The sequence below is a fragment of the Stappia sediminis genome, from assembly GCF_009826895.1.
GTDB classification, from domain to species: Bacteria; Pseudomonadota; Alphaproteobacteria; order Rhizobiales; family Stappiaceae; genus Hongsoonwoonella; species Hongsoonwoonella sediminis.
Window position 1 is genome coordinate 382,473 of record NZ_WUMV01000006.1, and the last position, 14,201, is coordinate 396,673.

18 protein-coding genes are annotated in these 14,201 nt (G+C 62.3%); 7 read left to right on the forward strand and 11 right to left on the reverse strand.

The annotated features are described in order from the left end of the window. Window positions 1-10 precede the first annotated feature (10 nt). From GR183_RS14015 to fabI, 5 genes are all read right to left on the reverse strand, one after another. On the reverse strand, window positions 11-1,255 hold the full coding sequence (locus GR183_RS14015; protein WP_160776256.1) for a class I SAM-dependent RNA methyltransferase: 1,245 nt from the start codon (window positions 1,253-1,255) through the stop codon (window positions 11-13). A gap of 50 nt (window positions 1,256-1,305) precedes the next feature. Next, the gene (locus GR183_RS14020; protein WP_160776257.1) at window positions 1,306-2,049 is read right to left on the reverse strand and encodes a TlyA family RNA methyltransferase; all 744 of its coding nucleotides are present in this window, start codon (window positions 2,047-2,049) and stop codon (window positions 1,306-1,308) included. A 10-nt stretch (window positions 2,050-2,059) separates the two neighbouring features. Continuing rightward, window positions 2,060-2,209 (reverse strand): hypothetical protein, encoded by a 150-nt coding sequence (locus GR183_RS21685; protein WP_202396091.1) that lies wholly within the window; start codon window positions 2,207-2,209, stop codon window positions 2,060-2,062. Window positions 2,210-2,486: 277 nt separating this feature from the next. Next, window positions 2,487-3,107, reverse strand: coding sequence for a histidine phosphatase family protein (locus GR183_RS14025; protein ID WP_160776258.1), 621 nt, complete (start codon window positions 3,105-3,107; stop codon window positions 2,487-2,489). Window positions 3,108-3,256: 149 nt separating this feature from the next. Continuing rightward, complete coding sequence (gene fabI / locus GR183_RS14030; RefSeq protein WP_160776259.1) at window positions 3,257-4,075, reverse strand: enoyl-ACP reductase FabI; 819 nt, start codon at window positions 4,073-4,075, stop codon at window positions 3,257-3,259. A 270-nt stretch (window positions 4,076-4,345) separates the two neighbouring features. On the opposite strand from fabI, the gene GR183_RS14035 reads away from it, so the two are divergent. Continuing rightward, entirely contained in the window at window positions 4,346-5,758 is a 1,413-nt protein-coding gene (locus GR183_RS14035; protein WP_160776260.1) for an FAD-binding oxidoreductase, read from the forward strand. A gap of 51 nt (window positions 5,759-5,809) precedes the next feature. On the opposite strand, the gene GR183_RS14040 is transcribed toward GR183_RS14035, so the two are convergent. The 3 genes from GR183_RS14040 to GR183_RS14050 form a co-directional block, all read right to left on the reverse strand. After that, entirely contained in the window at window positions 5,810-6,478 is a 669-nt protein-coding gene (locus GR183_RS14040) for a LysE family translocator (protein WP_160776261.1), read from the reverse strand. 39 nt (window positions 6,479-6,517) lie between these two features. Next, window positions 6,518-7,150, reverse strand: a complete 633-nt coding sequence (locus GR183_RS14045) for a LysE family translocator (protein WP_160776262.1) — start codon at window positions 7,148-7,150, stop codon at window positions 6,518-6,520. Between the two features lie 247 nt (window positions 7,151-7,397). Then, complete coding sequence (locus GR183_RS14050; protein WP_160776263.1) at window positions 7,398-8,156, reverse strand: SOS response-associated peptidase; 759 nt, start codon at window positions 8,154-8,156, stop codon at window positions 7,398-7,400. Window positions 8,157-8,240: 84 nt separating this feature from the next. Here GR183_RS14050 and GR183_RS14055 point away from each other — a divergent pair, with 84 nt between their 5' ends. The 4 genes from GR183_RS14055 (at window position 8,241) to GR183_RS14070 (ending at window position 10,206) form a co-directional block, all read left to right on the forward strand. Further along, a complete protein-coding gene (locus tag GR183_RS14055; RefSeq protein WP_160776264.1) occupies window positions 8,241-8,747 on the forward strand; it encodes a hypothetical protein in 507 nt (168 codons plus the stop codon). Window positions 8,748-8,808: 61 nt separating this feature from the next. Next, the gene (locus GR183_RS14060; protein WP_160776265.1) at window positions 8,809-9,240 is read left to right on the forward strand and encodes an NUDIX hydrolase; all 432 of its coding nucleotides are present in this window, start codon (window positions 8,809-8,811) and stop codon (window positions 9,238-9,240) included. Window positions 9,241-9,287: 47 nt separating this feature from the next. Continuing rightward, complete coding sequence (locus GR183_RS14065) at window positions 9,288-9,716, forward strand: TIGR02301 family protein (RefSeq protein WP_244313738.1); 429 nt, start codon at window positions 9,288-9,290, stop codon at window positions 9,714-9,716. Between the two features lie 214 nt (window positions 9,717-9,930). Next, entirely contained in the window at window positions 9,931-10,206 is a 276-nt protein-coding gene (locus GR183_RS14070; RefSeq protein WP_160776266.1) for a hypothetical protein, read from the forward strand. 35 nt (window positions 10,207-10,241) lie between these two features. On the opposite strand, the gene GR183_RS14075 is transcribed toward GR183_RS14070, so the two are convergent. Then, the gene (locus GR183_RS14075) at window positions 10,242-10,889 is read right to left on the reverse strand and encodes a LysE family translocator (RefSeq protein ID WP_160776267.1); all 648 of its coding nucleotides are present in this window, start codon (window positions 10,887-10,889) and stop codon (window positions 10,242-10,244) included. A 282-nt stretch (window positions 10,890-11,171) separates the two neighbouring features. Between GR183_RS14075 and GR183_RS14080 the strand changes: the two genes are divergently transcribed. Next, window positions 11,172-11,867 carry a hypothetical protein gene (locus GR183_RS14080; RefSeq protein ID WP_208999858.1) on the forward strand — a complete coding sequence of 232 codons (696 nt, stop codon included), beginning with the start codon at window positions 11,172-11,174 and terminating at the stop codon, window positions 11,865-11,867. A gap of 25 nt (window positions 11,868-11,892) precedes the next feature. Continuing rightward, complete coding sequence (locus tag GR183_RS14085; RefSeq protein ID WP_160776268.1) at window positions 11,893-12,276, forward strand: DUF427 domain-containing protein; 384 nt, start codon at window positions 11,893-11,895, stop codon at window positions 12,274-12,276. Here the strand turns inward: GR183_RS14085 and GR183_RS14090 are convergent. Both GR183_RS14090 and GR183_RS14095 read right to left on the reverse strand, forming a co-directional pair. Then, on the reverse strand, window positions 12,240-12,941 hold the full coding sequence (locus GR183_RS14090) for a class I SAM-dependent methyltransferase (protein WP_160776269.1): 702 nt from the start codon (window positions 12,939-12,941) through the stop codon (window positions 12,240-12,242). The genes GR183_RS14085 and GR183_RS14090 overlap by 37 nt on opposite strands. Before the next feature lie 6 nt (window positions 12,942-12,947). Beyond that, on the reverse strand, window positions 12,948-14,198 hold the full coding sequence (locus GR183_RS14095) for a BtaA family protein (RefSeq protein ID WP_160776270.1): 1,251 nt from the start codon (window positions 14,196-14,198) through the stop codon (window positions 12,948-12,950). Window positions 14,199-14,201: the final 3 nt, after the last annotated feature.

Here is a 14,201-nt window from a genome sequence, read left to right on the forward strand (position 1 = left end):
GCCTCTCCGATCATTTCTCCAGTGTGGCGACCACCTCGATATGGGGCGAGAACAGGAACTGGTCCACCGGCGTCACCGATTTGAGATGATAGCCGCCGTCGATGAGGATGCGAAGGTCGCGCGCCAGCGTCGCCGGATTGCACGACACCGCGACCACGCGGGCGGCGTTCGAGCGGGCGATCTCGCGCGCCTGCGCCTCCGCGCCCGCACGCGGCGGGTCGAACACGACGGCGTCATATCCCTTGCCGTAATCGTCGATTTCCGTCGCCGTCACCAGGTTTCGGAAGAGATCGCGCCGTTCGTGGCTGATCGTCTTGCGCCCCTGGGCCCGCCGCAATCCTCCGTCGAGCGACTTGAGGGCTGCGGCATCGCCTTCCACGGCGTATACGGTGGCCTGCCTGGCAAGCGCGAAGGTGAAGGTGCCGATGCCGGAAAAAAGGTCGAGTGCCTTCTTCGCGGAGCCGATACCGTCCAGGACGAGGCGGCTCAGCGTTTCCTCAGCCTCTTTCGTCGCCTGCAGGAAGCCCGCCGGCGGCGGCACGACAGGCACCCGGTCGATCAGGATTTCCGGCGGCCGCGCTTCCACCAGCACTTCGCCGTTGACCGAAAGCCGCGCAAGCCCTGCCTCCATCGCCTCGCCGACAAGACCGGGAATGCGTTTCGGGTCGAGCTTTTCCTTCCGCTCGAAAGCCGCATCCAGGCCGTTTTCCGTAGCTGTCACGGTAAGGCGCAACTCGCCCTTGCGCGGCAGCAGCCCGGCGGCGAGCTTCCGTAGACGTTCCAGCGCCTCGACGATCTCCGGTACAAGCACCGGACATTCCTGCAAGTCTACAAGCTTGTGGCTTGCCCGCTCGTGAAAGCCGAGCAGTGCCTTGTGGCCCGCGCGCACCGCCGCCAGCACAGCCCGGCGCCTGCCTTTCCCCTCGGCGGGTATGGTTTGCGCGACATCGGCGTCGATCCCCCGGTCGGCGAGTGCGGCGATCACCTGCTGCCGCTTCCATCCGAGATATGCGCCGCGTTCCATGTGTTGTAGCGCGCAGCCCCCGCAAGTGCCGAAATGACGGCAGACGGGGTCGATCCTCTCAGGCGAGGGATGATCGATGAACCGAACTTCGGCGCGTGCGCCCCTTCGCTCGACCGTCACCGTCTCGCCGGCAAGCGTAAAGGGAACGAACACCGGCCCGTCGGCGGTTTCGGCGACACCGTCGCCCCTGTGGGCAAGGCTTTTGATCTGAAGCTTGATTGTCTCTGACATGAGTAACGCGGTACTCGGGTGGGGCTATCAGGGCAAGCGCTATATTGGCATTAACCGTCTTTCCGCGCGCCGAGCAGCCATTCGCGGTTGCCGTCACCACCGGTAATCGGCGAAGGCTCAAGCCCCAGCACGTGCCAACCCGCTTGTTCTCCTAGCCATCGGGCAACCCCTTGCGCTACCTCTTCGGCGACTTTCGGGTCGACGAGCCCACCCTTGCCGATCGCCTCCCGTCCCGCCTCGAACTGCGGCTTGACGAGGAAGACCGCGACAGCGCCGGGCGCCGCCAGTTCCAGTGCGGGCGGCAGGGCGAGCTTCAGGGATATGAAGCTCACGTCGGAGACGAGAACTTGCGGTCGATATCCATCAAGATCGGCAAGCGTGAGTTCGCGCGCGTTCAGCCCGTCGCGCCTCACAACGCGCGGATCATTGGCGAGCCTTTCATGAAGCTGGCCATGGCCGACGTCGATGGCATGAACCTTCCCGGCCCCGCGCTCAAGCAGCACCTGCGTGAAGCCGCCCGTCGATGCGCCGATATCGAGCGCCACCTTGCCCGCAACATCGAAGCCGAAGCGGTCGAGCCCGGCGACCAGCTTCAGCGCGGCGCGCGAAACATAGGATGCCGCCGGATCGTCGATTTCGAGCTTCGCATCGGCGGCGACGAACTGTCCGGGTTTGGTCGCGGGTTTTCCGTCCACCGTCACGGCCCCGCGCTTCACCGCGTCTCGGGCGCGTGCCCGGCTGTCGCACAGCCCCCGTGCGACAAGCGCTGTGTCGAGGCGTTCCCGCTCAGCCATCCGTGAATTTTCAGAAACAGCCGGCGATGCCGGCGATCAGCCGCTCGATGAAGATGCGCTCGCCGTATTGCCACCACAGGAAACCGGTCATAACGATGGCGCCCGCGCTCAAGAGCGCGAAGGGGAGGATCAGGCCGTGCTGGTCGTTGAAGCTGCGCATGTCGGTTTTATCAGGGTTTGTCATGACGTTCGGAATATAGGGCAAAGCTGCAGGGCCTTGCCAGAGGAATGCCCGATCTGTTTACAAAGATCGTCGCCTCACGCAATTGGCAGGGGCGCCCGCATTTCAGGCTTGCGAGCGCACAACCTATCTATCGTCATGCGCGGGCTTGACCCGCGCACCCATGGCGCCGCCTCCAGCCCGCAAATTCAATGGATCGCAGGGTCGAGCCCGGCGAAGACAAACCGAAACGGGGTACGACAGACGCCTCAGCCCCTCAAACCCAGCCGTCCTTGCCGTCGCGCCAGAGGAAGACCCTGTCCTGCGGCACGTCGAGGCGCGGGATTTCCGCCGTCGGGATCGGTACCAGAAGCCCCCTGAGAACCCGCATCACGCCGCCATGCGCGACGATCACCGAGGGGCGGTCGAGCCCGGCGAGCCAGCCTTGGACGCGTGCCGAGAGCATTTCATAGCTTTCGCCCCCCGGCGGCACGAAGCCCCATTTGTCGGCGCGGCGCATTTCGGCCAGATCCGGATTGCGCTCGGCGATTTCGGGGATCGTCAGCCCCTCCCATTCGCCGAAGGTGATTTCGCGCAAGCGTTCGTCGAGCCGGTATCCCTCGCGCGGCAGGCCGAGGCCCTCGCGCAAAAGCTCCATCGTCTCCCGCGCCCGGCCAAGGGGCGAAGCCACGAAGTCGAGATCGACCGGAGAAACGGAAAGCCCGTCGAGATGCGCTTTCAGCTTTTTGCCGTTGCCCCGCGCCTGTCCCCTGCCCTTGTCGTTCAGCGGAATGTCCTGATTGCCCTGCATGCGGCCTTCCGCGTTCCAGTCGGTCTCGCCGTGGCGGATGAAAGCGAAGAAGGGAAGATTCGCGGGCGCCGGCTCGCTGAATGGCATGGTACTCGTCCGAACATCGTTAGTTATTGGAAAGATATGGCGGCAGGGGCAGGATGCCAGAGCGATGCGTAACTTGCGCTTAACATCGCCGCGAGAAATGAAAAAGGCGGGAAATTTCCCGCCTGGTTTATGGGTTCATGCCCCCGGCATCAGTCCTTTACGACCGAAATGTCGGGCGCATCCACCGCCTTCATGCCGACCACGTGGTAGCCGCTGTCGACATGCTGGATTTCGCCGGTCACGCCGCGCCCGAGATCGGACAAAAGGAAAAGTGCTGCATCGCCCACTTCCTCGATGGTGACGGTGCGCCTCAGCGGCGTGTTGTATTCGTTCCACTTCAGGATGTAGCGGAAATCGCCGATGCCTGACGCCGCGAGCGTCTTGATGGGGCCTGCCGAAATCGCGTTGACGCGGATCTTCTCCTTGCCGAGGTCGGCTGCGAGGTAGCGCACGCTCGCCTCGAGTGCGGCCTTCGCCACGCCCATGACGTTGTAGTGCGGCATCACCTTTTCCGCGCCGTAGTAGGTCAGCGTCAGCATCGAGCCGCCGTCGCTCATCAGCTTTTCCGCGCGCTGCGCCACCGCCGTGAAGGAATAGCAGGAGATCTGCATCGTCCGGCTGAAGTTGTCGGCGGATGTGTCGACGTAGCGTCCGGTCAGCTCGTCCTTGTCGGAGAAGGCGATGGCGTGGACCAGGAAATCGATCTTGCCCCACTTTTCCTCCAGCGTGCTGAACACCGCGTCGATCGTCGCCTCGTCGGTAACATCGCAATGGCCGGCGACTATGGCGTCGAGTTCCGCCGCCAGCGGTTCCACGCGCTTGCGCAGGGCGTCGCCCTGATAGGTCAGGGCCAGTTCGGCGCCCGCGTCCTTCAGCGCCTTTGCGATCCCCCAGGCGATCGAACGGTTGTTCGCAACACCCATGATGAGACCGCGTTTGCCCTCCATCAGCCCACGCGCATTGGCCATTCTCGTCTCCTGCACTTTCTTCCGTCTCCGGGCGGAAATCACCCCGGATCAACCGCTTGGCACGGCTGCGCCGAACAAGCAAAACACGCTTTTCACGCATATTGTCACAAAGCGCGCTTCCTATGGCACAGCCCCCCTGCCGCCGCAAGCCATGGCGGGACGCCGGCAAGGCGCCAGGCCCATGCTGCAATGCATCGACAGGCCCTCACGATGTGATATGTCTAGCCGCGCTTTATCCGGAAATCAGGAAAGAAAGAGCCTGCGGCTACCATGCTCGATCCCGACCACCTGAAGCGTCTCGCCGCTATCGTCGGCGAGGCGAATGCCCTCACCAGCGAGAGTGACAAAGCCCCCCACCTGCGCGAGTGGCGCGACCTCTACCATGGCAAGACACCCGTCGTTCTTCGGCCGGGCTCGGTCGAGGAGGTGTCGCAGATCCTGAAAACCGCGAACGAACTCAAGCTCAGGATCGTGCCCCAGGGCGGCAACACCGGGCTCGTGGGCGGCCAGATTCCCGATGATTCCTCAGGGGAAATCGTCCTTTCGCTCGGACGGCTCAACAAGATCCGCAAGATCGATGCGGATGGCTATACGATGACCGTGGAAGCCGGCTGCATCCTGGAGGCCATCCATCAGGCAGCCGAAGAGGTAGACCGAATTTTCCCGCTCACGCTCGGCGCGCAAGGTTCCTGCCAGATCGGCGGCAATATTTCCACCAACGCCGGCGGCACGGCGGTGCTGGCCTACGGCAACACGCGCGAGCTGGTTCTCGGGCTCGAAGTGGTGCTTGCGACCGGCGAAATCTGGAACGGCCTGAGGTCGCTGAGGAAGGACAATACCGGTTACGATCTGAAACAATTATTTATCGGCGCGGAAGGCACTTTGGGTGTCATCACGGCCGCTGTTCTCAAGCTGTTCCCCAAACCGCGCGACCGTCAGGTGGCATTTGTGGGGCTAAGTGATTCTCATGCGGCGCTGGCGCTCTTCTCTCAGGCCCGCGCCAAGGCAGGCCCGATGCTGACCGGGTTCGAGCTCATGCCCCGCGTCGGCATCGAGTTCTGCCTGAAGCATCTTGAGGGCGCGCGCGACCCCTTGTCGGAGCCTCATCCCTGGTACGTTCTGGTGGAGCTTTCTTCGGGAACCGAAAACGCGAGCCTGCGCGATCTGATGGAGGAGCTTCTGGGCGAAGCCTTCGAAGCAGGTCTCGTTCAGGATGCGGCGCTGGCGGAAAGCATCGCGCAAGGCGAAGCCTTCTGGCATCTTCGCCACGGAATGTCGGAGGTCCAGCGCGAGGAAGGCGGCTCCATCAAGCACGACGTTTCCGTGCCGGTCGCTTCCGTTCCGGCCTTCCTCGACAAGGCGATAGCGGCTGTGGAAGAGATGGTGCCTGGCTGCCGGCCCGTTCCCTTCGGCCACATGGGCGACGGCAACATCCACTTCAACGTCTCCCAGCCGGTCGGGGCCGACAAGGCGGGTTTCATCGCCCGCTGGGACGAAATGAACGCCCTTGTCCACGGCATCGTCGCCGAGTTCGGCGGCTCGATCTCCGCCGAACACGGCATCGGACGTTTGAAGCGCGATCTTCTGAAAGAAGTGAAGAGCGAACTTGAGCTCGACATGATGCGGCGGATCAAGGTCGCGTTCGACCCGAACGGAATCCTCAATCCGGGACGCGTTCTCTGATCTTTGGGTGAACTGCGAGGCGGGTCATTGTCCGTCTCGCGTTTCGGACGGTTACTCCGCCCGGCGGTAGAGCGCGAGCGCCCAGCCCATCATGATCAGCATTCCGCCGGAAATCCCTTCGACCCAATCGACGACCCGCTGCTTCATGATCGCAGCACTCTTCGCCGAGGCCATGCCGTAGAAGGCAAGGATCGGCAGTTCGAGCAGCACGGAGACGGCGCCGAAAACGGCAAGCTGGCCCGCGACATTGCCTTCCGGCGAAATGAACTGCGGCAGGATCGCCACGAAGAAGACGATGATCTTCGGGTTCGCAGCCTGCAGGATGAAGCCGCGCCAGAACGATTTGCGGAAGTCTTCCCTTGTCGAAACGGACAAGCTTGCCGCCTTGTCCAGATCGAGCGCGGAACCGTCGCCCTCTTCGGCCTTCCTGCGGGAGAAGAGCGGCCTCAGCATCTGGATGCCGAGATAGGCGAGATAAGCCGCACCCGCCCATTTGATCGCGGTGAAGAGCGTCGCCGACGCCAGGATCAACGCGCCAATGCCGAGTGCGGAAAGCGCGAAATAGATGGCATTGACGGAAAGAATGCCGGCGGTCGCTGCGAACCCGTTGCCGAAGCCCTTTCGCATCGACAGGCCGACGACCAGCAGGACCGCCGGTCCGGGCGTCATCGAAAGAAGAAACTCGGTAAGCGCGAAAAGCGCGACTGCTTCGAAATCCATTTGTTTTCCGTTTCGTTTCGGTGCTTGCGGTAGCGGGCTTCAGCCCCTCGCTTCTTTCAGGCCGTCGATCAGGAGCTTCGCGCCGAGAGCGCCGAACAGCGCTCCGAACGTTCCTTCGATCCAGCGGAAGAAGCGCCCGTAGGCGCGAGTGGCGAAACCTGTCGAGAAGAGCACGGCATAGGCCCCATAGACCAGAAGGGCGGAGAGCGAGGCGGCGAAGCCGATCACGAGGAAGCGCAGTTCCGAGCCGCTGGCGGATGCCAGGAACAGCGATATGGCAACCCACATGAGCGCGGCCTTCGGGTTGGTCAGCACCACCAGCATCCCGGTCCGGAAGGCCTTCGGGCTTGGCGTCGCGGCCGCCTGCGGTCCGCCATTCGACCGTGCGGGACGGAAGGAGGCCTTGAGCGCCTTGAGCCCGAGATAAAGCAGGTAGCCGCCGCCGATCACTTTCATGGCCGTGATCGAGCCCGGATAGGCTTCGATCAGCGCACCGATGCCGAGCGAAAACAGGAGCGCCCAGACGAGAACGCCGGCAGCGACACCCGCAGCCGTGCGAATGCCGGCCCGGCGTCCGGAAGAAAGCGAAGCCGACGAGACCGCCATCATGTTCGGTCCGGGCGACACTTGGGCGAGGACTATGCCGATGGCCAGCGGAACGAGTTCAAGCATGTTTCACCCAGCGAACAACTCCGGTCGGAATGGGCGAATCGCACGGTGCGTTTCATGGTCGCCATCCACCCTTCGATGGCGATCTTATCCCCGCCGCCACACTTTTTCCGATGACATCCTGTTGATCGGTGCCGCGCCGGGGAAATTTCCGCCGAATGAACCTTTTGGAATTCAATTCGGCAAAGTTTGGAAGGTTATCGGCGTGTTTGGAATTCTCGCCGCCGCGTTTCGAGACCGCGCAACGGCCTCAAAACAGGTCGAGCTGCCCGCCACCCTTCTTCGCGGGTTTTTGCGCTTTTTTCGGCGCGGGCCTGGGTGCTTGCGTCTCAACCGCTGCGACATCCACAGGTTCTTGCAGGCCGGGATCGTCATCTCGCGCGGAATTTACCCTGGTCGATACAGGTATCGCCTCGAACAGGTCTTCCGGCGCGGGCTTCACGATTTTCGCCGCTTCCTTGGCCGTAACGTTGGTGACGTCCAGCCAGTCGTCGAAGTCTTCGGGTGCGATCACCACGGGCATGCGGTTGTGGATCTCGCCAACCGTTCGGTTCGCCTCGATCGTCAGGATCGCGCCCGTCTCGATCTCGCCGCCGTCGGGGTCGGCCCACTCCTCCCAAAGCCCTGCGAACGCTACGAGACCGCCGTCTTTCGGGCGGATCCAGTAGGGCTGCTTCGGCCCGCCGTCCGGCCGTTTCCATTCGTAAAAGCCGCTTGCCGGAATGAGGCAGCGGCGGTGGCGCATGGCCGTGCGGAATGAGGGCTTTTCGGCAGCCGTTTCAGAGCGCGCGTTGATCAGGAGCGTGAAGCTTGCAGGATCCTTCACCCAGCCCGGCACGAGGCCCCAGCGCACCAGCGCGAACCTGCGCTTGCCGTGGTCCTGCCGCACGATGGCGATCGGCTGCGTCGGCGCGATGTTGTAGCGCGGTGGAAAATTCGGCTGATCGAGGTATTGAAGCAGCGCCCGCACCTCCTCGGGAGAGGCTGTCAGGGCAAATCGTCCGCACATTTTCACTTGTCCCGTCGGGAGTTAGGCAAATCGAAACCGGCATCGGCGTAGTTTCGGCCCGAGAAGGTAACAAGGGAAAAGACAATGGTCGACGCTGAACCCGCACTCGGTCGCGGGGACCTGGCGCCGGAGCGGCTCAAGCAGGCCAACATCAACCCGGACACGGGTTTGGCGACGGACTATCTCAACCACTTCAACGAGGTTGTGATGCTGCTTGAGATGCTGCCGGCCATGCCGGAGTGCGCCGACGAGGTGCTGGAATGGGCGCCGATGGACTACGAGGCGCATTTCGAAAAGTCTCGCTTCTCCGAAAAGGGTCTTGCGATCGCCGCCTATCGGGCAAGCCCCGGCGAATTGCGCGGTGCGCTTCAAAGTATCGTGACACAGATCGATGAAACCGTTCGCGGCGCCCAGCAGGCGCTGAAGGAGGCGGATGACGTTACTGTCATCGCGCCCCAGGTTTCCGAAACGGCGACGGCGCGCATCAAGCCTCTGGTCTCCATCGCGGGGGCGGTCATCCATGGCCATATCGACAGCGCGGAGGATACCGAAGCCGAATCTCAAGCATCGATCGACGCGCTCTTTGCGTGACGCCCGGCTGCCTGATTTCTGCTAACTTCCTGCGAAACCTCCAATCAGGCAGGGCCTTGCGATGTCGGACATCCCCCGCCTCGGCGTCTCCGTTCTGTGCCTGCGCGATGCCGAGATACTTCTCGTCAAGCGCGGAAAAGAGCCGTATTTCGGCCATTGGAGCCTGCCGGGTGGACTGGTGGAGTTCGGCGAACGCCTTGCCGATGCCGCAAGCCGCGAGCTTTTGGAGGAAACGTCGGTTACCGCCCTTCTCGAAGCGGAACCTGTTGAAACCTTTGATATAATCCAAAAGCAGGAAGATGGCGTGGCAGCGGCGCATTTCGTTCTTGCGGTCTTTCGCGGTACCTATGAAAACGGAGAAGCCCGGGCAGGCGACGACGCGGCGGAGGTTGCATGGGTTGGAATGCGCGATCTTGAAACTCTCATGATGACCCCCGGTACTGCTGCTCGGATTATGCGTCATGTTACGAGCATGGCGGACGGGCGCGGATAAGTTTCTTAAAAGCGCGCTTTTCCTTGCGAAATTCAGCGGATAACCCCATGGTCGTGCGCATGCTGAAGCCGCCTTTCACCCCGCCCCCGATTGTCCGGATCGCGCTCATCGTGCTCGCCTTTGCGCTTGCACCGGCGCTTGCCGCGCCCGTCCTTGCCCAGACCCGGCCCGACGATCCGCCGTATGAGCAGGACCTCATGCGCCTGTCGGAAATCCTTGGCGCCCTGCACTACCTTCGCCCGCTTTGCGGACATGACGACGGCTCGCTCTGGCGCGACGAGATGAGCGCGCTGATCGATGCCGAAGTCCAGGACGACAGCCGCAGACGACGCTATATCGAGCGTTTCAACCAGGGTTTCAGGGGCTTTTCTTCCGTCTATCGAGACTGCACGCCCGCCGCGGAACTGACCTTGTCCCGCTATGTGGAAGAAGCAGGCGCGATCGTGCGCGACGTCACCACGCGCTACAACCGCTGATTTTTCCACGGTTTCCTAAAGCTTCAAGCAATTGAGAAGCATAAGTGAACGGCGCTGGCCGTGACGTCGTTAACCATAATCGATACAAATGCGCGCGACTCATTAGGTTTTCGTTTACCAATGAGGGTGAGGCGACATTGTGATTCGCCGTTCCAGGACCCTCGCAGCCGTGCCATCGTCGGTCAACCGCCGCCGGCCGGCAAAGGAAGTTTTTATGAGCGACCTCGATCTGACCGACGAAGCCGAATTCGACGATGCCCCCCTCACCGACGAGGAGGTACGCCAGGCGGCCTTCGGTTACATCAGCGAAGCCTGGGCCGACGCGCGCGCCGACGGCGTCGACACGGATGCCGTCGCTCATGCCGCGCTCTTCACCGCCCTTATCGATCTCGTCCAGACATATGGCGAGGACGCGGTCGCAAAGCTTGCCGAAGGCCTTCCGGACCGTATCCGCCGCGGCGACTATACGACCGACCGCACCCTTCAATAGGCCGATTTCCAAGGCTTTACGGGCGCGAAGCTCTCCTACGCGCCCTGCTGCCAAAGCTGCCAGGCCAAATGCCCGTAGATGCCGAGGCCGAAGGCGATCAGGAGGCCGCCGGCTATGTGGTTGATCATCTCGAGCCAGTGATCGTCGAGGCGATCGCGCAGCTTTGAAACGCTGCTTGCGAGGAACAGCCACCAGAGCGTTGCCCCGCTTGCCACGCCCGCGACCATCAGCCCCGCGCTCGCATAATCCTCCTGATCCGGCGCCCATTTGCCCAGGCTGCCGAAAATCGCCAGAAACCCCAGGATTACGCCCGGATTCGTCAATGTCATGAAGAAACCGGCCGCAAGACCGCGAAGGATGCTCGGCGCCTCTCCCGCCCCGTTCCTTTCGATGTGCGGATGGCTCATGAACACCTTCAGGCCGAATATGATGACGAGCATTCCGCCACCGGTCTGGATCATGTCGGAATGAAATTCGATGAAATCCGAAACCGTCGTCACACCGAAAGCGGCAAGGGAAGCGTAGAATGAATCGGCAACCACCGCGCCGAGGCCGGCAAAGAGGCCTGCGAGGAAGCCGAAGCGGATTGTACGCTGGATCGCGGTGAGATTGACCGGCCCTGCCGGCGCGCTTGTCGCCAGCCCGATACCCACGCCGATCAGATAGTAGGCGATATCCGGCAATCCCTGCTTTCTCCGGCGTTTCGGGTCCCGTTAACGGGAGAAAGCTCTCCCGACTGCCCCCCGAACCCGTCGCTCATAACCGGCTTCGCCCGCATATGCGTGCGGACGATACGCCTGGCGCTCAGGTTTCGGCGTCACTCATCCAATACGGTAAGGCGCGTTCGGCATCAACACGGGGAGAGCGAATTTCAACCTACGGACCGCCGCCGCCTCACGAGCTCTTTATTCCGTCACAAGGCGGCGTTATCAGTCGATAAACCGTTATTTCCGGAGCCGATCCCGATGTCCGCCACCCGCCTTGCCGTCAGCGCCTGCCTTGCCGCAACGCTGACAGTCCTTTCACCCTTTGCCCCGGATTTCTCATTCGCCGCCCAGGTAAAAACCGAGCGGATCGAGCGTGACGCGCCTGAGGCGCAAGGCGGTGGCGGCACCGCGATTCCCGCTGAGGAGATCGACACGGAAGTAAGGTCCATTACTCAGGAACCTCCTTCGAACACCGCTGTGGACGGCCCCCTGCCTGAAATTCGTTACGGTGAGGAAGGACTGCCCAAGCCGGTTTCGCGAATGCGCGCGCAGATACTTGAAGCGGCCTACTCCGGCGATGTCGAGCGTATGCGCATGGTGCTTGAAGCCAATGAGGTGATGCCCACGCTGACCTTTGGCGAAATGGACGATCCGGTCGAGTTCCTGAAGGAAAGCTCGGGCGACGGGCAGGGCTACGAAATCCTGGCGATCCTGACCGAAATCCTGGAAGCGGGCTGGATCAAGGTGGATGAGGGCACGGCGCAGGAAATGTATGTCTGGCCCTATTTCGCACGCTACCCGCTGTCCGAACTCACGCCGGAACAGAAGGTCGAGATGTACCGTATCGTCACCGCCGGCGACGTCGCCGACATGGAGACCTTTGGCGCATGGATCTTTTACCGGGTCGGTATTGGCCCCGACGGGACGTTGCACTATTTCGTGGCAGGAGATTGAAACCGAAATTTACGGAGAAACTTTTATGAAAGGCAATTCCGGCCCCGGCTTCGCCCGCCGTCCCGACCACAAGGTGGCCATTTCGCCAGCCGGCGGGACCGTCAGCATCCGCTTTGACGGCAAGGAAATCGCGCGTTCGAGCCGTGCGCGAAAACTGGAGGAGGCCAGCTACCCTCCGGTCTACTATGTGCCGATCGAAGATGTTTCGACAGACGTTCTGGAAAAGACGGAACACAGCACCTATTGCCCTTTCAAGGGATCGGCCAGCTACTGGTCGCTTGTTGCAAGCGACGGAAAACGCAAGCAAAACGCGGTCTGGGGCTATGAAACGCCATATGACGAGGTGATGGAGATCAAGGATCACGTCGCCTTTTACGCTTCCGCGGTCGAGGCGATCGAGACCCGCTGACAATTGGCTTTCGCCTGAAAACCGGCCTCCGCGGTCCAGGCATACCCGCGATATAGAGGCGTAAACGATACGCCGGCACCTGCCCTGGCGCCGGCGTTTTTCAGGACATGGTGCAATTCCGCTCGCGGCTCGACATGGAACGAGGCGAGCCAGGCAAGAAGCGCTGAGCAGAAGATGCGGGGCAGCCTCTCCTGCTGGCCGAAATCGACGATCGAAAGCCGGCCATCTTCGTCCAGGCACCGGAAAGCCATGTCGATCGCCTGCCGCCACGGCGGGATCATCGACAGCGTGTAGGACAGGAACACACGATCGAACGCACTGATCTTAAACAGTTTTTCCGGATCGAACGCGGCCGCGTCAGCCTGCGCCACGGCGATCCTTCCTGACAGTCCCGCCCGCGCGATTTTGGCGCGCGCGGTTTCCAGCATCTCCGACGATATATCGATCCCGAAGAAACGCACGCCTTCATGCATTCGCGCGGCCCTGATGAGGTTTCGCCCGGTGCCGCAGCCGATTTCCAGAACCGCGCCGCCCGGCGGCGGATCGAGCCTTTCGATCAGCCTGTCGCGGCCAAGCAGATAGTATTTTCGGGTGAAATCGTAGATGTGGCGCTGATGGCGGTAGATACGATCCATCAGCACGCCGGAGCCGGCTGCCGCGCTCATGGCTTCCTACCCGTTGAATTGATAGAGGTGGAAGCCGCCGTAGATCGACGAGCGGTCCTGACCGGTAAAGGCGAGGCTTTCGGCTTCGCGATAGGTCCAGCGGGCCAGAATGTCGTCGCGCACGCGGCCCGGAAGCAGCGTCGGTTCGGCAGCGGTGCGGAAGACGACCTTCGCGCCCGGCCTGGCAGTGCGGGTGATTTCCGCCCAAAGCGCGTTGAGCTGTGCATCCGTCATCCAGTCCTGCGCATCCAGCAGCACATAGGCATCGAGCGCATCATCGCTCTCGCTTTCCAGATGCTCGGCGAAATTGCGGTTGACGATCCGCACCCTGTCGGCACGGCTGCGAATCTCGTCATAATGCGCAAGCTTGAGGTAGGGCGGCAGCGGGCCGGTCTCGCCGCCACTAGCCGGTGCATAGCCGCGCGAAAACGCCTGCCAGGCGAAGTAATTGTCCTGAAGAGGAAAACCGCAGGCGAGACGCTCCAGCCTTTGTTTCAGGACCAGCGCCATATCCCCGCCGCCGGCGGATGCGAGCGCCTCGTATTGCGCGGGCGGAATGCCGAGCCCGTAAAGCGACATTCGCTTGGAGGTCGCCCAGCGGATCATGCGCTTGTCGAAAAGCGGCGCCAGCACCTTGTCGAAATAGCTTCTTTGTTCCTCCAGCGTCCGCACGCTGGTGAAGTCGCGCGGATCGACGCCGTAAAGACGGGCGACGCGATGGCTGAGGCCGATAAAATAGCCCAGAAGCCCGTGGTGATAGAGGTCGCGCGAGAAAAGCGTGATGCGCCTGCGGCCCCAGTTGGCAAGATCGCGGCCTTCCCAATAATTCCTCGTTTCCGGGTCGATCCTGCCCCTCAGGAAGCGGTTGTAGGCGGCGATGTTGGTCTTCTCGTCCGCCGAGCCGAAGAAGCGGTAGAAATCCTCATAGCGCGGCAGGTGCTTCAGCGCGGCGAGCTTCAGCCGGCCGAGCGCGACATGCGCTCGGTTGAGGTCGACGGCGACGATTTCGGCAGGATCGGCAGTCAGATACGACAGGACGTTGCAGCCGCCGGACGCAATGGTCACCATGCGCGTGCCGGGCTTGAGGTCCAGCGCCCGCAAGTCCACTTCCGGATCTTCCCAGATTTGCGGGTAGACTAACCCCTTGAACGCGAAGGTGAAGAGCCGCTCCAGAATACCGTCCCGCGACGTCGCCTTCGAGCGGTGCACAGCCGAACCCAAGCGCTTCCTGGATGCTTCCAGTGTAGAACCTGCCATCTT